Genomic DNA, 21,906 nt, shown 5'->3' on the forward strand with positions numbered 1-21,906 from the left:
CCACTCGCACCGGCCCAGGAGAGGACTCGCGATGAGCGACCAGGACAGGAAGGACACCCTCACCTCGGTGATATCCCGCCGAAGGGTGCTGCGCGGCATGGGCCTGACGCTGGCGGCGATACCGCTGGTGCAGGTGCTCGCCTGTGGCGCGGATGACTCGGGCACCCCGGGAACCGGGGGAGACACCGACTCCGGAACTAACACCGACGCGGGCACCACCGCCACCGACTGGGCCACCGGCGGCACCGCGGTGATGGCGGGCACCTACGCCAACCCCTTCACCGACGAAGCGGGCACCCCCTGCGCCCTCACCTGCGCGGCCACCCTGGGCCCCTGCTATGCGCAGACGCTGGTCCGCAAGGACATCAGCGAGGGCCACGACGGCCTGCCCGTGCGGCTGGCCTTCCGCGTGCTGAACGAGGCGTGCGAGCCCATCCAGGGCGCCTCCGTCGACATCTGGCACGCCGCGCCGGAGGGCCTCTACTCGGGCGAGGACGCCAGCACCTTCTGCACCTCGGACGACCCGACGGCCACGTCCGCCCGGTGGTTCCGAGGCGTGCAGGTGACGGACGCCGACGGCCGCGCCGACTTCGATACCTGCTTCCCCGGCTGGTACAGCAGCCGCACCGTCCACATCCACTTCACCATTCGCGTGGGCGAGGCGGAGTACGTGACGTCGCAGCTCTTCTTCGACGACGCGCTCAACGACGACGTCATCAACCACCAGCCGCTCTACAACACGCGCGGACCGCGAGACACGACGAACGCCAACGACAACGTCGTGTCCGCCGAGTCCGTGGGCAACTACCTCTTCCAGACCTCACGCCAGGCGGACGGCGCCATGCTCGCGTGGAAGACGCTCATCATCCGCTCCTCGCTGGACACCGCGCAGTGCCAGATTCCAGGAGGCGGCGGAGGCGGTGGTGGTCCGGGCGGGCCTCCGCCGGGAGGCGACGGAGGCCCCGGTGGCCCTCCGCCGGGTTGGGACGGCGGCATGCCTCCCATGCCGTAGCCCGCGTCTCCGAGCGCGCGAAGTCAGCGCGACTTCGCGCGCTCCAGCTCCTCCACCAGCAGCTCCGACACCTTGCGCACGCGAGGAATCTCCAGGGCCGACTTCGCGCAGATGAGGTGGAGCTGGCTCTTCTTGTAGGGCCCCAGGTCGATGTCGAGCGGCACCAGGTTGCGCTCCCGCTGCTGGCTGAAGCGGTGCGTGACATGGCCCAGCGCAATCGCGCCCACGCCCGCCTCCGCCGCCGCCAGCAGCACCAGGAAGTTGTCCGCGGTGAAGACGGGGGCGAAGTTCGGGATGAGCGACTCCAACTGGGGATTGGGCGACATCGCCTCGAATGGCGGAGCCCACGCCACCCAGGGCAATTCCTGGAGCGTCGGCCGCTTCGGCAGCGTCGCCTTGAGCGACTTGGAGACGAGGACGGCGGTCTCCACTTCCAACGTGTACACGCGGGTGAGGTCCGCGTTCCTCGTGGACCGCGTGCGCAGCGCGAGGTCCGCCTCCCCGCGCCCCAGGTCCGCGTAGTTCACCGACGACTGCACCTCCAGCCGCAGCCCCGGGTGCTTGCGCGCCACGTGGCCCGCGAAGGGCGCCAGGAAGTCGAAGCTCACGAAGGGGCTCGCCGTCACGCGCACCAGCCCCTGGGGCGAGGAGTCGGCCGACTCGGCGGCGCGCTGGAGCTCTCCGGCCCACTCCGCCATCTTCCTCGCGGGCTGCAGCAGCCGCTCCCCCGCCGACGTCAGCGCCGCGCCGTCCACGCTCCGCCGGAACAGCTTCGCCCCCACCTCGTACTCGAGCGCCGCCAGCCTGCGACTCACCGTCGGCTGGCCGATGCGCAGCCGCTTCGCCGCCGCGCTGAAGCTGCCCGTCTCCGCGATGGCCAGGAACAGCCGCGCGTCATCCCACGGAATATCCATATTTGGATGGCTTCATACCAAAATGGCCATTTTCCATGCATCAGCGCATCGATACCTTGGCGCTCATGAAGAACGTCAAGCGCATCACCCTCTCCGTCCTCGCCGTCCTCGTCCTCGGTGCGGTCATCCTCGGAGTCGTCGGCGTGGCGGCCACCTCGCACCCCCACCAGCGCTCGTCGCTCGGCGCGGCTCGGCCCGCGAATGACCTGCTCGCGGTGCTCGACGAGCCCGGCCCCGTGGAGCTGGAGTCCGTGACGTCCTCCGACTGGGCCGTGGCGCGCAGCGGCCTCATCAACCTGAATCACCCCACCGCGAAGGCGGCGAAGCTGGAGGACGGGGATGAGCCCATCCAGGTCTTCTTCCATGCGCTGCGCCACCCGACGAAGGGGCTCTTCATCGTCGACACCGGCATCGAGACGGCCCTGCGGGACGCGCCGGAGAAGGCGGCCATGCAAGGCATCGTCGCCAGCGCCATGAATCTGGAGAAGCTCAAGGTGCACCAGCCGCTGGGCGAGTGGCTGTCGAAGCAGCCCCAGCCCCTGGCCGGCGTGTTCCTCACGCACCTGCACCTGGACCACCTCACCGGCATGGCCGACGTGCCCGCGGGCACCCCCGTCTACTCCGGCCCGGGCGAGGCGGAGACCCGCGCCTTCCTCAACGTGCTGATCAAGCCCAACACGGACCGCGCGCTCGCGGGCAAGGCCGCGCTGTCCGAGTGGACCTACGCCGCCGAGACGGGCGGCCTCTTCGAGGGCGCGGTGGACATCTTCGGGGACGGCTCCGTGTGGGCGCTCTGGGTGCCGGGCCACACGCCGGGCAGCACCGCGTACCTGGTGCGTTCGACGAAGGGCCCCGTGCTGCTCCTGGGCGACGCCAGCCACACCCGCTGGGGCTGGGAGCACGACGTGGAGCCGGGCACCTTCACCGCCGACGCGACGCGCGGCACCGAGAGCTTCAAGAAGCTGCGCGCCTTCGCCGCCGCGCACCCGAACGTCGCGGTGCGCTTCGGCCACAAGCACTGACTCGGAAAAGGCCCGCGCTCCTCCTCGAACAGTGAGGAGCGCGGGTGGAAGTCCAGCGCGGCTACGGCAGGTCGAGCGCGTGCTGCTTGAAGAAGTCCCACATGAACGTGGTGGCGTCGGGGCCGGCCGGGTCGGCGAAGGGGTAGCTCGCATTGCCTCCCGGCCACGCGTGGTCCATGCCGCGAATCTCGTACTTCTGGGCCACCAGCTCACCGCCGTAGACGTAGTCCTTCACGACGTAGGTACGGCCACCGGGGACGCTCAAGGTCCGCGTGCTCGTCGGCGTGCCCTTGACGCTGTCGTTGGCCACGCCGTCATCGCCGTAGTCGCTCGTCTGGAGGAACTGCTTCACGGCCTGCTCGCCGTTGAGGGGATTGACGACGCTGTCCTCGGTGCCGTGCACCACGAGCACCGGCACCGTGCGACGCGGCCGGCCCGAGCAGACCCACGCGTCCTTCCCCTTGTCATCCGGCGAGTAGATGCTGCCGAAGAGCATGGCGAAGGCCGTGCCGGACACCGTGGTGGCCGCCTTGTACATGGCGCCCGCGCCCACCATGCCCGCGGCGAACACATCCGAGTAGCAGGACATCAGCGTCGTCGTGAGCACGCCGCCCGCGGACACGCCGCCCACGTAGATGCGGCGCGCATCCACCGAGTAGCGCTGCTTCATCAACTCCACCATGCCGACGATGAGCGACGGCTCGCCCGTGCCGCGCTCCTGGTTGTTGCCGAGCATGAAGTTCCAGCACTGCGTCGCGTTCACGAACGTCGCCTGGTTCGGATAGAGGACGAGGAAGCCCTCCGCATCCGCCTTCTCGTTCAGGCGCGACAGGCCCGCGAACTGGTCCGGGTTCTGGAGACAGCCGTGTAGCGCTACCAGCAGGGGGCGCGGTGTCCCCGGTTGGTAGCCCGTGGGGACCCAGAGTTGGTAGCCCCGGGCTCCCCATGCGCCCACATAGTTGCCATGGACCCACGAGCCGGCGTACGCGGGTGCTCCCGTGGAGAGCACCAGCAACACCGTGAGTACAAACAGCGACCGCGAGAGTGCGACACCACGTCGATGCATCGACATCGTCATGCCTCCTGGGTTGTGGAGCTCGGGTTCGCTGCTCGGCTCAGGCGCCGAGCGAGGTGCCGGGTGCATCGCTGTCGACGGCGCGGAGGAAGTCCTCCACGGCGTCGGTGAGCGGACCGGGCTGGTCCAGCGGAGCGGCATGGCCGGAGTCCGCCAGCACGTGGAGCCGCGCCTGGGGCAGCAGGTCCACATAGGCCTGCTTCGCGGACAGCGGCGTGTAGTCGCGTTCGGAGTGGAGCACGAGCACCGGACAGGTGACGTCCTTCAGCCGCGCCATGACGCTCCAGCCCAACAACCCACGCGTCGCGCGCAGATAGGCATCCGGGTCATTGGCGGAGAACGTGGCGATGGCGCGCTGACGGAGCACCTCCTGCTCCGGCTTGGGGAACAGCTTCGGCGCCAGCACCTTGGCCAGGGCCTTGGGACCCAGGAAGCGCAGGAGCGTCAGCCGCAGCGCGAAGTCGAACTTGCGGCGCACCGTGCGGGCGACAAGCTCCGGGCCGCTGTTGACGATGACCAGGCTGCGCACCAGGTCCGGCCGATCCACCGCGAGCTGGAAGCCCATCATCCCGCCCATCGACAGGCCGATGACGTGCACCTGCTTCAAGCCGAGCGCGTCGCAGAGCGCGGCCACATCCCGGGCGAAGAGCGGCACCCCGTAGGCACCAGCCGGGCGACCGCTGCGACCGTGGCCCCGCGCATCCGGGACGACGAGTCGGTAACCGTTTACCAGCCGTGGCGTTACCAGCTCCCAGTCGACTCCGGAGGAGCCGAGCCCGTGAAGCAGCAACACAGGAATGCCCTGACCCGACTCTTCGTAGTGGAGAGTGAAGCCTTCGAGCTGCAACGTGGACATCCTCGAACTCCAGGCGCGGAAGTAACGTTGGCCCACCCTATCTGAACGAACGTTCGTTTAACAAGAACCCACATGAGCACACCCACTCGCTCTCGGCTCCGCGCCCAGCCGGCGAGCCTCCCGCCGTCAGCTCCGTCGGACGGCACCCGACGTCGAATCCTGGAGACGGCGCTCCAGCTCTTCGCGAGCCGCGGCTACCACGACACGTCCATCCGCGATTTGGCCAAGGTGCTGGAGTTGCAGCCGAGCGCGCTGTACGCGCACTTCGCCTCGAAGGAGCACGTGCTCGCGGAGCTGGTGCGCATTGGTCATGAGGCGCACCACGAGGCGCTCCAGACGGCGCTGAAGGAATCAGCACCCGAGCCGAGGCAGCAGGTGCGAGCGCTGGTCCGCGCGCACACGCGAACGCATGCGCTGCATCCCCAGCTCGCGGTGGTGGTGAACGAGGAGCTGTACGCGTTGACGCCGGAGCTGGCCGCGCCGGCGGTGGCGCTGCGGGACAAGTCCGCCGCGCTTTTGGCGGAGGTCATCGAGCGCGGGGTGGCGCAGAAGAGCTTCTCGCCGCCCCATCCCCGCGTCACCGCCGCCGCCATCTCCGCGATGGGCGTGCGCCTGCCCTACTGGTACGAGCAAGGCGGCGCGCTCGACGTGGAGACCCTCTCGGAGCTCCACGCGGAGCTGGCGCTGCGCATGCTGGGAGATGGCGCGGCGCGGTGAGGGGACTCACGGAGGGGTCGCGTTCGCGGCCTCCACTTCCGTCTGCAACTTCTTCAGCGGCGGCACGCCCCACTTCGCGCGCTCCTCGTCCGAGACCGAGGGGTCGACCGGGACGAGTCGCCACTTCCCGTTCACCTGCTCACGCTGGGTTCCGTAGCGTTGCGGCTTGCCCTGCTGGGTCAACAGCCGGTCCTCGGCGGCGGCGGTGAGCCAGCGAGCCAGTCCGTCCTTCGGGTCGAGTTCCACGGCCTTGAGCAAGAGCGTGTGCGCGCGCTTGAAGTCCGCCACATCCTTGCCGTGGTGGAAGAGCAGCGCGGCGTGGAAGGAGTCCTTCGCGCTCTGGACCTTGCCCTCCTCCAGGAGCTGGCGAGCGCGGGCCAGGCGCTTCACGTCCCGGGGACCGACCACCGCCCAGTCTATCTTTGACTCATCCTGTCGGTCGTCCTGGTCATCCAGGTAGAGGCCATACAGCTCCGCGTTGGTACCAGGAGGCGCCGCGGCCATCAGGTTCGCCCTCACCTGGGCCATCAGCGGGGCCCAGCGCGCGTCCGCACGCAGCGGGGCGAGGTCCTCGTCGCGCCGGACATGCTGCCAGTTCGAATACCCATGCTTCGCCGCGCGCTGGAGCGCGGTGATGGCCGCGTCCGAGTCCTTGGCCAGGGAGTGGCAGCAGGCCTCGTTGTAGGCGTCGGACGAGGTTTTCGAGGAGTCCACTCGGGCCGCCTCGGCGAAGTGCTTCGCGCACTGCGCGAACTGCTTCGCGTCATAGGCCGCGTCGCCCTGGGCGCGCAGCGACACCGCCTGGACGTTGATGCCCGCGCCCTGCTTCGACTCCACCGCGGGCAGGGAGGCGGTGATGGCGCCCACGTGGAAGACGCCGTGATAGCCATTCTCGACGGAGGCCGCGTGTTCGACGAACGGACGCTCGCCCTTGTCCTTCCCCTTCATCGGGTACGCCGAGCACACGGCGTTCTGGCCCATGCAGACCCAGGCACTGCCACCGGTGTAGCTGTTGTTCAGCGACGTCACCGGGAGCTTCGCCTGGGCGAGGTGCCAGCCCATGGGGGTGTAGTTCGCATCCCACGGCGTGCCCTTCTCGAGCCTCACATGGAGGTTGCCCGAGAGCACCAGCGTGAGGTCCTCCGCGCCCTTCGAGAGGGCGACGATGAGGTTCTTCGCCATGTCACCATCCCGGTCCGCGCTCTTCTCGACGTCGTAGGCGACGACGGTGAGCTTCGCGCCGGAGCGACGCAGCTCTCGCAGCCGGCTCAACAACTGGAGCATCGCCTTGCTGCTGCGCCCATCCTGGACATCTCGCATCCAGAACGGACGCAGCAACAGGTCCGTCTGACTCTTCTGGGCGTCATCCGCCGCCAGGAAGGCGTCAAGCGGGCCCTGCTCCTCCGAGGGAATCTCAAGCCCCACGCGAACCGCCAGCCCCTGGACGGACGCGTGGCACGCGACGTCACCCACGAAGCGAGGCACCTCCTCGGTGCCGTGCATCTCTCCGAAGAGGACCAGCCCACCGGGCTTGAGCAGCGCCTCGAGCCCCCGTGGCGCCTCGCCACATTCAGGCTTCACGCTGCTGGGAGCCGCGCCTCCAGATGACGTGGAAGCACAGGCGGACAATACACAGAACGACCAGGTGGCGAGACAGACTCCAGACACGATGCGGCTTCGCATGTGGACCCCGGGACCAGCGAGAGGGCGCACCTTATAGCGCGCCATATCGAATCCCATGAGGTCCCGCGACACGCGGGCCCGACGCCTCAATCCAACAGGTGCGGATTGCGGACAATGAGCAGTCCGGCCTGCACGGTGGCCACGTAGTCATTGAGGTGGCCGCCCGCGATGAGCGCCGTCACATCGCGGCTGCCACCCTCGGTCAGTGCCTGGTCCACCTTCTTCTCACCCTGGTTGTACGCCGCGAGCGCCAATCGCCAGTCGCCATAGCGCGCATGCAAGTCAGACAGCAGGGCCGACGCGGCCTGCGTCTCACGCGCCACGTCCAGTCGCTCGTCACGCGCCGCGCTCACTTCCAACCCATAGCGACGCGCGGTCTCCGGGATGAACATCCACACGCCCGCCCCACGCATTCCGGGCGCGAGTGACGGCCGACCATCCGTCTCCGGCATGTTCGTCACCGCCGACTCCACCACCGCCACCGCCAGCAGCCCCTCGGGCAGCCCCTTCGAGCGCAGCGTCGCCGTCAGCGCGGCCCGGTGCGTCCCCAGGTTCTCCAGCGCCCGCTTCATGAACGCGCGGCCCTTGTCGGTGCCGACCAGGCGGTTGAGGTGCTCCACCACCTTCGCATCCACCACGATGGGCAAATCCCCCCGAGGCTGACTCGTCCGGGCGAGCGCCTCCGCATCGGCCTGCGTCACCGCGCGGCCACGCGCCGCGCCTTGCGCCAGGACGGCCACGGGAAGCAACAGCAGGGACAGCGCGGCGAGCAGCGCGGGGACGGCATGGGTGCGGCGGGGACGCGGCTGGAACAGCATGTGGATTCTCCTCTGCGTGGGATGAGACATGCCGGTGGCACCGGCGGGAACGGGCGGAGCGCCCGGGAGACGCAGCGCCGCCTGGAGCAGACAGCGCGCATAGGCCTGGGCCTGGGCACGGCCGCTCGCGACCAACGCCTCGTCACAGGCGAGCTCCTGGAGCGACGCGAGCCACGCCGACAACCCATGCGCCGCCGGATGCCAGAAGAAGGCCCCCGTGAGCACCAGTCGCCCCAGGGCCAGGTGCGTGTCGCGCTGACGGTGGTGCTGAAGCTCATGCAGCACGGTGAGCCGGAACGACTCCGCGTCCTCCAGCAGCGCGGGAGGCACCACCACCCACGCGCACGGACGCCGTCCCCAACGAGGGAACCACGCGGAGAACGCCGGAGTCCCTTCCTCACCGAGCACCACCACCACGCGCCCCACCGAGCGGACCCGGGGCAGCGCTTCCAGTCGACGCAACAGTCGCCCATGACGCACGAGCGCCCGCCCGATGAAGAGCCCCGCTCCAGACAACCAACCCAGTGACAACAGCATCCAAATGGACGCGGGCATGGAGGCAGTTCCACGAGCCACGGGCACGGAGACATTCGCGCCCCCCGTCCACACCGTGGAGGGAAGCCGCTCCGCCTGTCGCGCCACCGAGCGCTCGAAAGTGAACAGTGGCCCCGCGGGAGTCAGCGCCCGCGCCCCCATCGCGAGCAGCGGCAGCAGGAGCACCAGGGCCAGTGCCCCGCGTCCCACCCGCAGCGCCTGCCGCGCGGACAGCGGCCATCCCAGCCGCGCCAGCAGCGCCAGCGCCCCCCACGCGAGCAGCAACGCCACCGGCAGCAGCAGCGCCACCGCGAGATAGAAGGACACGAGCCCGCTCACGACTTGCCCGCCTTGCCCTTCAACAGCTTGCGGATCTGCTCCACCTCGTCGGGCGCCAGCGGCACTGCTTCCACCAGTCGCGCCACGAGCGCGGACGGGGTTCCATCGAAGACGGTGTCCACCAGGTGGCGCAGGCTCTGCGCCTCATACGTCTCGCGCGGCAGCGTGGCCGAGTACAGGTGTCCCCGCCCCTGCTTGCGGCTCATCACCACGCCCTTCTGCTCCAGGATGCGCAGCACGGTGGAGACGGACGTGTACGCCAGCGCGCGCTCCGCCGGCAGCGCGGCCAGCACGTCCGCCACGCTCACCTCGCCCTGCTTCCACACGATGTGCATCAGCTCGAGCTCCACCGGCGTCAACGGCCGGGGCGCCTCGGGCTCGGGTTGTCTGGCCATGGGTGTCCTCCGTGGCCAGCATTACTACTAAGACCTTAGTTCTTCGTCAACTAAGCCCTTAGTTCTAGTATCCACCGCGGCGGCGCGTGGCGCGCTTCACCAGGGACAGCAGCTCGCGCAGGTGGGGGTCCTCCACGGGCTCCACCAGCCTCACGGAGTGTCGCCGCGTCCCCTCCTCCACGGTGAGGGTGTACTGGCGCTGGTCGGCGCCTCTCGAGCGGGAGCCCTCCACCACGGACGGCAGCTCATGGAAGCGCGCGTCGCGCAGCCCCTGTTCAATCGCCTCCGCCTGCTCGGCGGGAAGCTCGCCCAGCTCCACGCTCCTCGGGCGAGCGAGCCCCGGGAAGGCGGCGAGCCCTCCCTCCTGTGAGAGCTCGATGCGAACGCTGTCACGCGACACGGCTCAGGCTCCCGGCTGGACGCCACCACCACCCGGCCCCCACTGAGGGATGGACACCCTGTCGCGCGAGACGCGGATGCCCACCTCTTCCCAGGCCTCCTTCACGGCCGCCTCTTCGTTGCCCGCGCCATACAGCCGGGTGGCGGCCATGACGGTGATGCGCGCGAAGTCGGAGAAGTTCGTGTCCGGCATGATGCGCGGGTCCCTCATGGCCTCGTACCAGATGCGTCCCGCGCGCTCCCACGCGCTGCCTCCCAGGCTCATGGCCGTCAGGCAGAACGCCCGATTGGGGATGCCGGAGTTGATGTGCACCCCGCCGTTGTCCTCCCACGTGTTCACGTAGTCGCGCATGTGTCCGGGCTGTGGGTCCTTGCCCAACACGTCGTCGTCGAAGGCCGTCCCGGGCTCCTTCATGGACCGCAGGGCCGTGCCCTCCACCTCCTCCGCCAGCAGCCCCGCTCCGATGAGCCAGTCCGCCTGGTCCACCGTCTGACCGAGCAGCCGCTGCTTCACCAGGGAGCCGAAGACATCCGACATCGACTCGTTCAGCGCGCCCGCCTGTCGGAAGTACCACAGCGGCCCTTCATCCTCCGTCACGCCGTGGGCGAGCTCGTGCGCGATGACATCCAGGGCGATGGTGAAGCGATTGAACAACTCACCATCCCCGTCGCCGAACACCATGCGACGCCCGTCCCAGAAGGCGTTGTCGTAGTCCCGCCCGTAATGGACATACGCCTGCAAGGGCATTCCATCCCCGTCGATGGAGTTGCGCCCGAGGATTTCCCAGAAGAAGTCATACGTGGCGCCCAGGCCCTCGAAGGCTTCATCGGCCGCGGTGTCTCCACACGGCCCCTGCCCCTCCGAGCGCACCAGCGTCCCGGGGAAGGCCTCCTCGCCCTTCAAGTCGTAGATGCTCCGCTGTCGCTGGGACTCCACCATCATCGCCGGCATCCGGCGGACCGATGACGTGGAAGCGGCCACCCGACCTCCCGCGAAGCGCAGCGCCCGGAAGGTGCTGTCCGTGGCCACGGTGTGCAGGGCCTTCACGCGCTGCTGCGGCGTGCCGTTCTCCGCGATGGAGCGCAGGAGATACGGAGGCAGGATGCAATGAATGGAATGAATGTGCCGCGTGCCGCGCGTCGTCATCGAGGTCCCCCCTCATGAGCGTCTCAGCCCTGAAGGTAGGGACCTCGGCGTCGCGTCGAGCACTCGGGCACCGACTGTCTTCCCGCGCTCCCACGCCCTGCCTGCGACGCGCGTCGCGCCACACCGCGCCCCCGTGGGACGGGGGGCCCGCGCACCCCTCGGATATCCACGAGGCGCGCGGGCGAGGGTCCGTCACACCCCCAGCGCGTCGCGCAGCTCCGGCAGGCGCTCCGCCTTCACCGCGCCGAAGACGAAGCGGTCCGGCCGCAGCACCACCACGTCCGAGTCATGGCGCGAGAACCAGTCGCCCAGCTTCCCGGTGATGTCCTCCACCGCGGGGACCTCGCTCCCGTCCGCGCCCGACGACTGGACGGCGAGCAGCCGCGCACCCAGGGCCTCCGCCAGCCCGCGCGCCGCCGCCACCTGCGCGGAGGGAGCGTTGGCCCGGCACAACACCGCGAAGTCGTTGCCGATGGCGTCGTCCAGCAGCACCTCCTTGCCGGACTGCAACCGCACCTTGGGCTGGATGAAGTACGTGCCCTCCGCCGACTCCGGGGCGTGCCCGCCGCCCAGGTAGTAGCCGCGCTCGTGCATCGGCGGCTGCTTGAACTCGAAGCCCTGGATGAAGCGGCGCACCCGGGGGATGCGCTGCAGCGCGCGCATCACCATGTCGCGCGCACCCGCCACCCAGCGGTTGCGAGCGAGGAAGAGATGGCCCACTCGCACGCACAGCTTCTGCACCGCCTCCACGTGCGGGCGACGCTCCTCCTCGTAGGTGTCCAGGAGCGACGCCGGCGCCAGGCCCCGGACGACGCGCTGAATCTTCCACGCGAGGTTGGACGCGTCGCGCATGCCGGACACCAGCCCCTGACCCATGAAGGGCGGCATGGTGTGCGCCGCGTCACCCAGCAGGAAGACGTTGCCGTCCCGCCAGCGCGCCGCGTTGAGGCAGTGGAACGTGTAGACCTGCGCGCGCTCCACGTGGACACGCTCGGGGTCGATGTAGGGCGCCAGGAGCTTCTTGATGGTCTCCGGCCGCTCCATCTCCTCGCGCGTCTCGCCCGGCATCAGCATGAACTCCCACCGGAACTGGCCCACCGCGCCCGTCGCGACGAAGGCGGGGCGCTTGGGGTCGCACACGAAGCGGCACAGCTCCGGCGCGTCACCCTCCACCGAGCCGGACACCGCCAGCCAGGGCTCCCCGTAGGCCCGCCCCGACATCTTGATGCCCAGCGCCTTGCGCACGCCGCTGCGCGCGCCGTCGCATGCCAGCAAGTAACGCCCGCGCACCGTGCGCGTCTCGCCCGTCTGCAAGAGCTGGTAGCGCACCGTCACGCCCGCCGCGTCCTGCTCCAGACTCTCCACGCTCGCGCCCACCTGGAGCTTCACGTGGGGGAAGCGCCCCATGCCCTCGCGCAGCACCCCCTCCACCTTCGGCTGGTGGAAGAACCACAGCGGCGAGTAGCCGAAGCCGAAATCCGCCGAGCCGGTGTGCACCTCCGCGAAGCGCTTGCCCGTCTCACCCACGTATTCGGCGAACCGGTTCTCCCGCATGTCCTTCTGCAGCTCGGCGCCCAGGCCCGTGGACTGGTAGATGCGCAACGCCTCGTCATCGCAGGAGAAGGCGCGCGGCTGTCCATGCGGCGCCAGGTCCTGCTCCAGCACCAGCGTCCGCACGCCCAGGGAGCCCAGCAGATTGCATGTCAGGGCTCCCACGGGACCGCAGCCGCTGATGATGACATCAACCTCCATGTCGGCCTGCTGCTTGTCACAAACCATGAGAGCCCCCGGTCCATTCAGTCTGGAGCAATCAATAACGAATGAGGTGTGACCAGGGTGTGACCGCACGAAAGGTTTCGCAACGTCGTCCGTTCGTGACGGCGAGCTGCCGTGTCCTGGAAATTCGAGAGGGAAAGCAGGCGGTACCTCGGACCCTGCCTGGGGTCATCCCTACCCGTGAGGGAGCATCGGGTGCGACGTGTTACGTTACGCGAAACGCGCTCTCTCATTCTTGGAACTCCGGAGGCCATGGCAGGCGACGACGCGGTGAAGACGCAAGTCTTTCATCTGGAGCTGCTCGGCGAAGCACGCCTGCGGCACGACGGCGCACACCTGCCCCTGGAGCGCCGCACCGCCGCGGTGCTGGCGTGGTTGGCATTGGAAGGCCCGCACCCGAAGTACCGTCTCGCGGGCCTGCTGTGGGCCGAGTCCAGCGAAGTCACCGCCCGAAACAACATGCGACAGCTCTTGCGCCGGCTGCGTCTGTCCACGGGCGCGGAGCTGGTGCAGGGCGGGGATGTCCTGTCGCTGGTGGAAGGCATCACCATTGACGCCTCTCAACTCCAGGCCCATGCCCTGGCCGGGCGCCACGCGCGTGTGCTGGAGCAGGAGGGCGTGCTGCTGGCCGCGCTGGAGTTCGACGACTGCCCGGAGTTCCAGGCGTGGCTGGAGAGCGCGCGGGAGCGGCTGGACAAGCTGCGCCGGCGGGCCGCGTCCGCGGAGTCGGAGGCCCGCGAGCGCGCGGGGGACCTGTCCGGCGCGCTCGTGCTGGCGGAGAAGCTGCTGGGCATGGACCCGTATTCGGAGGAGGCGTGGCGCAGGCTGATGCGGCTGCACTACGTGTCCGGAGACCGGATGGCCGCGCTCAACGCCTTCGAGCGCTGTCGTCGCTTGCTGCGCGAGGAGCTGGACACGCAGCCCCTGCCGCAGACGGTGGCGCTGGCGCGGGAAATCGAACGAGGCCCCACCGCGTCCCACGCCCCGCGCGCGCTGGCGGCGAAGCTGCCCCTGTCCGTGCTGCGTCCGCCCGTGCTGGTGGGGCGCGAGCGGGAGTGGGCGCGGATGGAGGAGGCCTGGGCGGCGGGGCTGACCATCTTCCTCAGCGGCGAGCCCGGGGTGGGAAAGACGCGGCTGGCGCATGACTTCGCCGCCTCGCGAGGCAACCACCTCATCCTGGAGTCGCGCCCCGGAGAGATGCACGTGGCCTACTCCACGCACGTGCGGCTGTTGCGACAGATTCTGGCCCGGCGTCCGGACCCCAAGCTGGAGCCGTGGGTGCGCCGCGAGCTGGCGCGGCTGATGCCAGACCTGGCCGGCCCGGAGGGACTGCCTTCGCCCATGGTGGACGAGGCGGACCGCAGCCGCTTCCTGGAAGCCAACTGTCAGGTTGTCTACCAATTGTGCGCCGGGCTGGACGCCATCGTCGCGGATGACTTGCAGTACATGGACGCGGCCACCGCGGAGTTCGCCCTGCTCATGCTGTCGCGTCGCCACGACACGCAGCCGGGGGGCTCCTTCCCCCACTTCGTGGACACCTTCCGCAAGGGCGAGCTGTCCCCGGTGGCCGTCGCCTGCATCCAGCAACTGGTGGAGGCGGGGCTCGCCATCGTCATCGAGCTGGAGCCACTGCAGACGGACGCGGTGGGCTCGCTGCTGGGGAGCCTGGAGCTGGCGGGCGCGGAGAGCCTGACGGACAACGTGATGCGCTACACGGGCGGCAATCCCCTGTTCATCATGGAGGCACTGCGCCACCTGCTGGAGTCGGGCGGGCTGGAGCGGGGCTGGCCCGAACACATCCACCCCTCCGGCCGGGGCCGGGACTTGATTCAACAGCGATTGGAGCGGCTGTCCCCCCAGGCGCTTCAAGTCGCCCGGCTGGCGGCGCTCGCGAAGACGTCCTTCGAGCTGGAGCTGGCCGTCGAAGTCCTGGAGATGACGCCGCTGACGCTCGCCGCGCACGTCTCCGAGCTGGAGGCGGCGCACATCCTGCGCGGAGAGCGCTTCACCCATGACCTGCTCTTCGAGGTGGTGCGGGAGACGATTCCCCCGTCGCTGATTCCCCTGCTCCATCGCAGGCTGGCCAGCGCGCTGGAGCAGCGCAAGGCCGCCCCCGTCGTCGTCGCGCAGCACTGGCTGGAGGGCAAGGAGCCGGAGCGCGCCGCGCCCTACCTCGTCGCCGCCGCCAACGCGGAGGCCTCCGCCTTCCGACACATGGAGGCCGCGCTGCTGTACTTCCGCGCCGCCACCGCGCTGGAGGAAGCCGGCGCCTTCGAGGAAGCCGCCCGTGTCAGGGCCCGCGCCCGGGGCATCCCCAGCGCCTGAGCTCCCCCGCCGGGCTAGCGGGTGCGCGAGGGACGCGACTCGGAAGCCCGCGGCTCCGAGGTCACCTCGCGCGCCACGTCCACGAAGGCGCGGAACGCGGGGGACACGTGGGAGCGGCTGGGGAAGTAGAGGAAGAAGCCATCCACGTGGGCCGCATAGGACTCCAGCGCGATGCGCAGCACGCCCCGCTTCACCCGGTCCGCAATTTCCGGCTCGAAGGCATACATCAAGCCCACCCCCGACTCGGCCAGCTCCATCAACGCGTGGTGGTTCGAGGTGACCAGCGGCCCCCGCACGGGGACGCGCCAGCTCCGCGCGCCGCGCTCCAGCTCCCATTGATAGAGCGCCCCGGTGGTGCCGGAGCGGATGCAAAGACAGTCATGCGTCAGCAGGTCGCGCGGCTTCTCTGGGACACCGCGGCGCTTGAAGTATGCGGGCGAGCCCACCACCACGAAGCGGAAGCCCTCCGACAGGCGCACCTGCACCATGTCCCGCTCCAGGGACTCGGAGAAGCGGATGCCGCCATCCAGCCCCTCGGAGACGATGTCCACCATGGAGTCCTCGACGCGCAGCTCCACCTCCACGCGGGGATGGCGGGCCAGGAAGCGCGTCAGCACCGGCGCGACGACGTGGCTCACGGACACGGTCGGCACGGTGAGCTTCACCAGCCCCGTCACCTCGCCGGGCTGGGCCGCCGCCACCTTCAGCGCCGCCAGCGCCTGGTCCACCGACGGACCCGCGCTCTCCATCAGCCGACGCCCCGACTCGGTGAGCGCCACGCTGCGGGTGGTGCGAGTCAGCAACGCCACGCCCAGTCGCGCCTCGAGCTGGCGGACGGACTGGCTCAACGAGGAGGAGGAAACGCCCAGGTCCGCCGCCGCCGCCGCGAAGCTGCGCCTGCGGGCCACGGCGAGGAATGCGTTCAGCGCGTTCAGCGGGGTGAAGGCCATTGCGAAGTTTTTCTACATGACGTGTCCTGATTCCACTGGTTTCGCGAATGGGGGGCCCCGCGCATATTCCATGCGTTCGCTCACCCCCATCAAGGACCTCCCATGATTCCCGTTCTCGGATACGCCGCCCAGGACGCCAAGTCCCCGCTGGCCCCCTTCAACTTCGAGCGCCGCGAGCCCGGCCCCGACGACGTCCAGTTCGACGTCCAGTACTGCGGCATCTGCCACTCCGACCTCCACCAGGCCCGCGACGAGTGGGGCGGCTCCATCTTCCCCATGGTCCCCGGCCACGAAATCATCGGCCGCGTCACGCGCGTCGGCGCCAACGTGAAGAAGTTCAAGGTCGGCGACTCCGTCGGCGTCGGCTGCATGGTCGACACCTGCCGCACCTGCCATGCCTGCAAGCAGGGCCTCCAGCAGTACTGCGAGCGCGGGCCGACCTACACGTACAACTCGCGGGAGCGCGAAAGCCAGCAGCCCACCCAGGGCGGCTACTCCAGCGCGCTCGTCGTCGACCAGGCCTATGTCCTGCGCGTCCCGGAGAACCTGGACCCGGCCGCCGCCGCGCCGCTCCTGTGCGCGGGCATCACCACCTGGTCTCCGTTGAAGCACTGGAACGTGAAGGCCGGTCAGCGCGTGGGCGTCGTCGGCCTGGGCGGACTGGGACACATGGGCGTGAAGTTCGCTCGGGCCTTCGGCGCGCACGTCATCGTCTTCAGCCACACCGACAAGAAGAAGCAGGACGCGCTGCGCCTGGGCGCCCATGAAGTCGTCGTCTCCTCCAACGAGGCGGAGATGAAGGCGCGCGAGGGCACGCTCGACTTCGTGCTCGACACCGTCTCCGCGCCCCACGACATCAACGCGTACCTGCGCCTCTTGCGCATCGACGGCAGCCTCGTCCTCGTCGGCGTCCCGGAGAAGCCGCTGCCCGTCCAGCCCTTCGCCCTCATCGGCCAGCGCCGCAACTTCTCCGGCTCCAGCATCGGCGGCATCCAGGAAACCCAGGACATGCTCGACTTCTGCGGTGAGCACGGCGTCGTCTCCGACGTGGAGGTGATTCCCATCCAGCAGGTGAATGACGCCTACACCCGGCTTCTCAAGGGTGACGTGAAATACCGGTTTGTCATCGACATGAAGAGCCTGAAGTAAAGCCTGACGCGGCGCACAGAATTCGCACCGTCCGGAAGTTTCCGCTCTGGATGGCTTCTGGGCGCCGTGTGCTCGCTACAAGACAGACACCTGCCCGAGCGGACAGGTGCCTGCTCGGCGCTCGGTTCACATTCTCAAACCATGACTACGACACTTGAGCATGCCGGTTACAACAAGATGACGGTGCTGTATCCCGAAGAGCATGAGCTGCTGACGCCTGGTCAGTCGCTGAAGGACCCCCACGCGGCGGCCAAGCTGCGACTCCAGGCGAGCCTCTGGCTCAGCCGTGCGCAGCGCGAGCTGCATGACGCCATCTTCCTGCGAGACGGCTCCGACGAGAGCATGGACCGCTATTGCGGCGCCCGCGCGGAACTGGACTCCGCCGAGGCGTGGGCCCTGCTCGTCGCCAAGGCGCTCATCCAGCCGGACTGACGGCGCGCACGACGGCGCGCGGGACGCAATGACTCCCGCGCGCGACTTCCGCGTCAGCTCGCGGCGCCCGGAGTGCTGCTCGGGGCAGGAGTCGGGGCCGGAGCCGGACGCTCGCTGTACGGGAAGTAGTCCTTGAGCTTGAGGAAGTGCTTCTCGAAGAGGTTCCAGCTCACCAGGGCGATGCCCAACGAGAGCGACGCGGCCACGACGTAGAAGAGCAGCTGCATGGGGAAGTCGGAGCCTCCCACTTCCTTCAGCGGCGTCTTCAACACGGTGCGCCGGAGGATGGCATCCAGCGGCGAGTGCACCAGATAGATGGCATAGCTGTACTTGCCGTACATCAGGAGCACGCGGTTGGAGAAGAAGCGGTGCAGGAGCGTGCCCGGCTTCGCGGCCACCACGCGGTACACCAGCACCGTGTAGAGGATGCCCACCGCCGTGTAGCCGCCGGTGCGCAGCACCGTCTTGAAGGCCGGGCCCACCGGCAGCACAATCACCGCCGCGACAATGGGCAATGCCAGCCATGGCGCCCAGCGCATCCACGGGAAGGCGGACAGCCCCTTGCCCTCCGGCTGTCGCAGCGCCAGCGACAACAGCGCCCCCAGCGCGAGCGAATCCACGCGGCAGAACGTCACCACGTAGGTGCTCTCCTCGCTGGCACCGTACAGCGTGAGGCCCACTCGCACCGCCACCGCCATGGCGATGGTGCCAAGACACAGGCGGATGGCGCCCTTGTAGGAGACGGCGGCGATGAGGAAGGGCCAGACGATGTAGAACTGCTCTTCAATCGCCAGCGACCACACCACGCCCAGGATGGGGTGCGTGGTGTCGATGAAGAGTTGATAGAAGTTGGAGAAGTAGAGCAGGTACCAGACGGCGCCGTCCGTGGTGATGCGCTCGTCCAGGTTCAGCCGCCCCGTCAGCGACGGCAGGACGAGGAACGAGACGGCCAGCGCCGCGTAGTACAGCGGGAAGATGCGCAGCACGCGGCGCGCATAGAAGTTGCGGAAGTAATACGTCTGCCCCTTCGCCTCCCACAGGATGCCGGTGATGAGGAAGCCGGAGAGGACGAAGAACAGGTCCACGCCCGTCCAGCCCGCACCGGCCAGCCACCAGATGGCACGCCCCGCGACGCTCTGGTCGCTCAAGTGCGTGGTGTGGAAGAAGACGACCAGCAGGACCGCGAGGCCCCGCACACCGTCGAGCACGGGCAGATGCCCATGCAGACGCGGAGCGTGCGCCGCCGGAGCCGCGTCCGGGCGGGCGTAATCGGAAGACATGGGATTCTCATACCAACAACGCCAGTTCCCCAACAAGGTTGGCTCCCGGCCCTCGGGAGAAGACCAGGCGGGCACGCGTGACACCCTGTCGAATCCAGATTCGACAGGGCCGCTGAAACTCCCGGGCGACTCGTGACACGGTGGAGCCGTGGCTCTTCTCTCCGCGGTGAAGATGGTCCTGGTGGGTGCGCCTCCATCCGACACGGATGGGGAGCGGGGCCTGCTGCGCCGGGCGCGCACGGGAGACCCTGCTGCCTTCCGCACGATTTTCGAGCGGCACTCCCCGGGCGTCTGGCGTTTCTTGAGAGACCTCCTGCGCGACGAGTCCGCCGCGGACGAGGCCACCCAGGAGACCTTCGTGCGCGCCCATTCGCGGCTGAGCGCGCTGCGCGACGAGGACCGGGTGGGCTCGTGGCTTCTGGGCATCGCCCGGCATGTCTATCTGGAGTCCCGTCGCACCCGGGGGGTCCACGTGGACGTGGCGGACGAGGAGCACGCCCACCAGGTGGAGGCGGTGCTGCCCACGCCGTCGCCGGAGGACCTCTTGTTGGACCAGGAGCTGGCGGGGCTTTTGACGGAGGCCCTGGGGATGTTGCACGCGGAGCGGCGGGCGGCGCTGCTGCTGCGCATCGACCACGGGCTTGCCTATGAGGAGATTGCCTCGGTGATGGGCTGGTCGCTGCCGAAGGTGAAGAACGAAATCCACCGCGCGCGCCTGCGCCTGCGCGAGCAACTGGCGGCGCACGTCGGAGGAGGACGCCCATGAGCACGTGCCGCGAGAGCGAGCTGGACGCGCTGCTGGCAGGAGAGCTGGCACCGGAGGATGCCGCGAGGGTGCGCGCGCACGCGGAAGGCTGCGCGGCCTGCAAACACGCGCTGGCGTGGCAGCGACTGGAGCGAGGGTGGATGGCCCAGCGCGCGCGCCGCGAGCCCGCCCGGCCCGCGCTGAGCTTCGCCGCGCTGGAGGCCCGACTCGCCCACGAGCCCCAGGCGCCCGTGCGTCACGCGCGGCGCGAGGGACAGTGGCGACACTGGGGGAAGATGGCGATGGCCGCCGCGGCGGCCGTGGCCTTCGTGGGCCTCAGCCTTCCTCGGGGCGGAACCGGCGTCGGCGGCACGACGGAGGAGCCGTGGAGCCGCGAGCTCATCGTCGCCACCGGCGTGGAGGCGTGCGAGGACGCCGCCGCCGCGCTGGAGGCTCGGGTGGGCGCGTGCCTCATCGCCTCACCCATGGTGGCCCTGCGCGGGGACTAGCCCCCGCGACTCACGGCGCGGGCGACGGGCAGCGCAGCTTCGCGAGGTCCACCGCGGCCTTGGCCTGCACCAGTCCGTAGCCGAACTTCTGGTCCTTGCCGGTGTCGCCCAAATCGTGCGCGCTCTCCTGAAGCACCGCGCGCAGTTGCACGTTGGTGAGCGCGGGGCACGCGCTCCACGCCAGCGCCGCGACGCCGGCCACGTGCGGGGTGGCCATGGACGTGCCCGACTGCCGCAGGTAGTCCAGGCCGGACACGTCCACCGTCACGTCCTGACCCGCGAGTCCCTTGAGGGTGTTGGTGGAGGCGAGCGTGACGGCCGTCGTCGGCACCCAGTACTCGGCGGGGTCGGTGAGCGTGAAGCCCCCACCACCCTCGGTGGTGTTGTTGCCGATGATGATGGCCTTGGCGCCCGCGCGGATGGCGTTGCGCGCCTTCTCCTGGAACAGGATGCCGCCGCCCCGGTCCACCAGCGCCACGAACCCGTCGCAGGTGGCGCCCTGACCGCACGAGGACACGCGCTCGCCCAGGCCGCAGTACACCATCTTCCCCGTGTAGACGCCGACGGCGGTGTACTCCAGCGGCTCGGAGGCGTAGCGCGTCCCCGCGGCCTGGACATCACCGTACGGCGCGCCGCCGACAATGGTCGCGCTCAGCACGCCCACGCCCGGCCCCACCAGCGACACGAAGTCGCCGTACTGCGAGAAGGGCGCCCAGGCGCTGTTGGAGTCCACCGCGCCCACGGCAATCACCGTATCGTAGCCAGCCGGATAGGACGTCTCGTTGGTGCCTCGGTTGCCCGTGGCCGCGATGGCCAGCACGCCCGCTTCCTGCGCCTTCTCGAAGGCGAGCTTCTCCGCGTCCGAGTCGGCAACCGACCCGAGCGACAGCGAGGCGATGTTCGCGCCCTGCGACACGCACCAGTCTATCGCGGCGATGACGTTCGCCGTGTTGCCGTCACCGTTGACGTTCAGCACACGGGCGACGAGCAGCGACACGGTGGGCGCCACGCCCGCCACGCCGTTGGGCTCCTCACCGGGGCGCACGTGCGCGCCCGCGCCGAGCTGCGCGGCGATGGTGGCCGCCGTGTGCATGCCGTGACCGCCGCCCCACTGCAGCACGCCGTCCACCTTGCCCTGGTCCAGCGGCTCATCGTCTCCGTCGAGGAAGTCCTTGCCGCCGATGTACGCGGCCGCGAGCTCCGGGTGCCGGCTGTCCCAGCCGCTGTCGATGATGCAGACCTTGATATTCGTGCCCGACGGAGCGCCGACGTCCAGCTCACCGTCGCCGTTGGCATCCCAGACCTGGGGCGCCTGCACGGCCTTCAAGCCGTCGGTGTATTCACCGGTGGAGCCGCGCGTGTTGGGGGGCAGCGCGCCCTGCCACAGCGAGGGAGAGAGGCTCGGCATTCCAAACGCGTGCACCGGGCGGTTGAGCTCCACCCTCAGCACGTCCGGATTGTTGGCGAGCGCCGCGCGCGCCTCGGGCGTCACGTTCGCGGCGATGGTGTTGATGCGGGGGAAGCGGTGGCTGACGTGGGCCCCCACGCGTCGCGCGTCCTCGGCGAAGGCGTCGGTGCTCGCCATGGCGCTGGCGGACACCCGGGGGCGGAAGGTGATGAGCACCGACTCCGAGCCGTCCTCCGCGTCGAGCGACGACTGTGAGCGCGTGGGAAGCGACATCTCCTCGGTGCCGGGACAAACGTCCTCGGTCTCCACGGGAGGACGCTCTGGCACCTTGGTGCACGCCACCGCCCCACCGAGCAACCCGAGCCAGACCCAACGCTTCATCGTCGTTCTCCTTGCGCATCCCGGCCAGCGGACAGGTACG

20 protein-coding genes are annotated in these 21,906 nt (G+C 69.4%); 8 read left to right on the forward strand and 12 right to left on the reverse strand.

Going from position 1 to position 21,906, the window contains the following annotated elements:
- Positions 1 to 31 precede the first annotated feature (31 nt).
- Positions 32 to 1,012 carry a protocatechuate 3,4-dioxygenase gene (locus HUA78_RS43665; protein ID WP_174478903.1) on the forward strand — a complete coding sequence of 327 codons (981 nt, stop codon included), beginning with the start codon at positions 32 to 34 and terminating at the stop codon, positions 1,010 to 1,012.
- Positions 1,013 to 1,035: 23 nt separating this feature from the next.
- Here HUA78_RS43665 and HUA78_RS43670 read toward each other — a convergent pair whose 3' ends face one another.
- Positions 1,036 to 1,926: a LysR family transcriptional regulator gene (locus HUA78_RS43670; protein WP_174458163.1), complete on the reverse strand. Its 891-nt coding sequence runs from the start codon at positions 1,924 to 1,926 to the stop codon at positions 1,036 to 1,038.
- 65 nt (positions 1,927 to 1,991) lie between these two features.
- Here HUA78_RS43670 and HUA78_RS43675 point away from each other — a divergent pair, with 65 nt between their 5' ends.
- On the forward strand, positions 1,992 to 2,948 hold the full coding sequence (locus tag HUA78_RS43675; RefSeq protein ID WP_174478904.1) for an MBL fold metallo-hydrolase: 957 nt from the start codon (positions 1,992 to 1,994) through the stop codon (positions 2,946 to 2,948).
- 61 nt (positions 2,949 to 3,009) lie between these two features.
- Here HUA78_RS43675 and HUA78_RS43680 read toward each other — a convergent pair whose 3' ends face one another.
- Together HUA78_RS43680 and HUA78_RS43685 are read right to left on the reverse strand one after the other, a co-directional pair.
- Complete coding sequence (locus HUA78_RS43680) at positions 3,010 to 4,020, reverse strand: PHB depolymerase family esterase (RefSeq protein WP_254624225.1); 1,011 nt, start codon at positions 4,018 to 4,020, stop codon at positions 3,010 to 3,012.
- Positions 4,021 to 4,063: 43 nt separating this feature from the next.
- A complete protein-coding gene (locus HUA78_RS43685) occupies positions 4,064 to 4,879 on the reverse strand; it encodes an alpha/beta fold hydrolase (protein ID WP_141642787.1) in 816 nt (271 codons plus the stop codon).
- A 72-nt stretch (positions 4,880 to 4,951) separates the two neighbouring features.
- Between HUA78_RS43685 and HUA78_RS43690 the strand changes: the two genes are divergently transcribed.
- Complete coding sequence (locus tag HUA78_RS43690) at positions 4,952 to 5,596, forward strand: TetR/AcrR family transcriptional regulator (RefSeq protein WP_174458160.1); 645 nt, start codon at positions 4,952 to 4,954, stop codon at positions 5,594 to 5,596.
- A gap of 6 nt (positions 5,597 to 5,602) precedes the next feature.
- On the opposite strand, the gene HUA78_RS43695 is transcribed toward HUA78_RS43690, so the two are convergent.
- From HUA78_RS43695 to HUA78_RS43720, 6 genes are all read right to left on the reverse strand, one after another.
- Complete coding sequence (locus HUA78_RS43695; protein ID WP_174478905.1) at positions 5,603 to 7,177, reverse strand: hypothetical protein; 1,575 nt, start codon at positions 7,175 to 7,177, stop codon at positions 5,603 to 5,605.
- 188 nt (positions 7,178 to 7,365) lie between these two features.
- The gene (locus HUA78_RS43700; RefSeq protein ID WP_371745807.1) at positions 7,366 to 8,958 is read right to left on the reverse strand and encodes a transglycosylase SLT domain-containing protein; all 1,593 of its coding nucleotides are present in this window, start codon (positions 8,956 to 8,958) and stop codon (positions 7,366 to 7,368) included.
- Positions 8,959 to 8,966: 8 nt separating this feature from the next.
- Positions 8,967 to 9,365 carry a BlaI/MecI/CopY family transcriptional regulator gene (locus HUA78_RS43705; protein WP_174460483.1) on the reverse strand — a complete coding sequence of 133 codons (399 nt, stop codon included), beginning with the start codon at positions 9,363 to 9,365 and terminating at the stop codon, positions 8,967 to 8,969.
- A gap of 64 nt (positions 9,366 to 9,429) precedes the next feature.
- On the reverse strand, positions 9,430 to 9,765 hold the full coding sequence (locus HUA78_RS43710) for a protealysin inhibitor emfourin (RefSeq protein ID WP_174460482.1): 336 nt from the start codon (positions 9,763 to 9,765) through the stop codon (positions 9,430 to 9,432).
- A 3-nt stretch (positions 9,766 to 9,768) separates the two neighbouring features.
- Complete coding sequence (locus HUA78_RS43715; protein WP_141642781.1) at positions 9,769 to 10,911, reverse strand: M4 family metallopeptidase; 1,143 nt, start codon at positions 10,909 to 10,911, stop codon at positions 9,769 to 9,771.
- A 192-nt stretch (positions 10,912 to 11,103) separates the two neighbouring features.
- Positions 11,104 to 12,690, reverse strand: a complete 1,587-nt coding sequence (locus HUA78_RS43720) for a bifunctional 3-(3-hydroxy-phenyl)propionate/3-hydroxycinnamic acid hydroxylase (protein ID WP_174458154.1) — start codon at positions 12,688 to 12,690, stop codon at positions 11,104 to 11,106.
- A 249-nt stretch (positions 12,691 to 12,939) separates the two neighbouring features.
- On the opposite strand from HUA78_RS43720, the gene HUA78_RS43725 reads away from it, so the two are divergent.
- Positions 12,940 to 15,012 (forward strand): BTAD domain-containing putative transcriptional regulator, encoded by a 2,073-nt coding sequence (locus HUA78_RS43725; protein WP_174478907.1) that lies wholly within the window; start codon positions 12,940 to 12,942, stop codon positions 15,010 to 15,012.
- 14 nt (positions 15,013 to 15,026) lie between these two features.
- On the opposite strand, the gene HUA78_RS43730 is transcribed toward HUA78_RS43725, so the two are convergent.
- On the reverse strand, positions 15,027 to 15,962 hold the full coding sequence (locus HUA78_RS43730; RefSeq protein ID WP_174458152.1) for a LysR substrate-binding domain-containing protein: 936 nt from the start codon (positions 15,960 to 15,962) through the stop codon (positions 15,027 to 15,029).
- Between the two features lie 102 nt (positions 15,963 to 16,064).
- Between HUA78_RS43730 and HUA78_RS43735 the strand changes: the two genes are divergently transcribed.
- Together HUA78_RS43735 and HUA78_RS43740 are read left to right on the forward strand one after the other, a co-directional pair.
- Positions 16,065 to 17,111, forward strand: coding sequence for an NAD(P)-dependent alcohol dehydrogenase (locus HUA78_RS43735; RefSeq protein ID WP_174458151.1), 1,047 nt, complete (start codon positions 16,065 to 16,067; stop codon positions 17,109 to 17,111).
- Between the two features lie 141 nt (positions 17,112 to 17,252).
- On the forward strand, positions 17,253 to 17,543 hold the full coding sequence (locus HUA78_RS43740) for a FruA-associating protein, FapA (RefSeq protein WP_174458150.1): 291 nt from the start codon (positions 17,253 to 17,255) through the stop codon (positions 17,541 to 17,543).
- Between the two features lie 53 nt (positions 17,544 to 17,596).
- Here the strand turns inward: HUA78_RS43740 and HUA78_RS43745 are convergent, their stop codons facing one another.
- Positions 17,597 to 18,823 (reverse strand): acyltransferase, encoded by a 1,227-nt coding sequence (locus tag HUA78_RS43745; protein ID WP_174460479.1) that lies wholly within the window; start codon positions 18,821 to 18,823, stop codon positions 17,597 to 17,599.
- Between the two features lie 148 nt (positions 18,824 to 18,971).
- Here HUA78_RS43745 and HUA78_RS43750 point away from each other — a divergent pair, with 148 nt between their 5' ends.
- Complete coding sequence (locus tag HUA78_RS43750; RefSeq protein ID WP_141642774.1) at positions 18,972 to 19,589, forward strand: RNA polymerase sigma factor; 618 nt, start codon at positions 18,972 to 18,974, stop codon at positions 19,587 to 19,589.
- Positions 19,586 to 20,077: an anti-sigma factor gene (locus HUA78_RS43755; protein ID WP_141642773.1), complete on the forward strand. Its 492-nt coding sequence runs from the start codon at positions 19,586 to 19,588 to the stop codon at positions 20,075 to 20,077. The genes HUA78_RS43750 and HUA78_RS43755 overlap by 4 nt, the downstream gene beginning before the upstream one ends.
- A gap of 10 nt (positions 20,078 to 20,087) precedes the next feature.
- Here the strand turns inward: HUA78_RS43755 and HUA78_RS43760 are convergent, their stop codons facing one another.
- Complete coding sequence (locus tag HUA78_RS43760) at positions 20,088 to 21,866, reverse strand: S8 family serine peptidase (RefSeq protein ID WP_174478908.1); 1,779 nt, start codon at positions 21,864 to 21,866, stop codon at positions 20,088 to 20,090.
- Between the last annotated feature and the right edge of the window lie 40 nt (positions 21,867 to 21,906).

Source organism: Myxococcus sp. CA033, assembly GCF_013336625.1.
Taxonomy (GTDB): domain Bacteria; phylum Myxococcota; class Myxococcia; order Myxococcales; family Myxococcaceae; genus Myxococcus; species Myxococcus llanfairpwllgwyngyllgogerychwyrndrobwllllantysiliogogogochensis.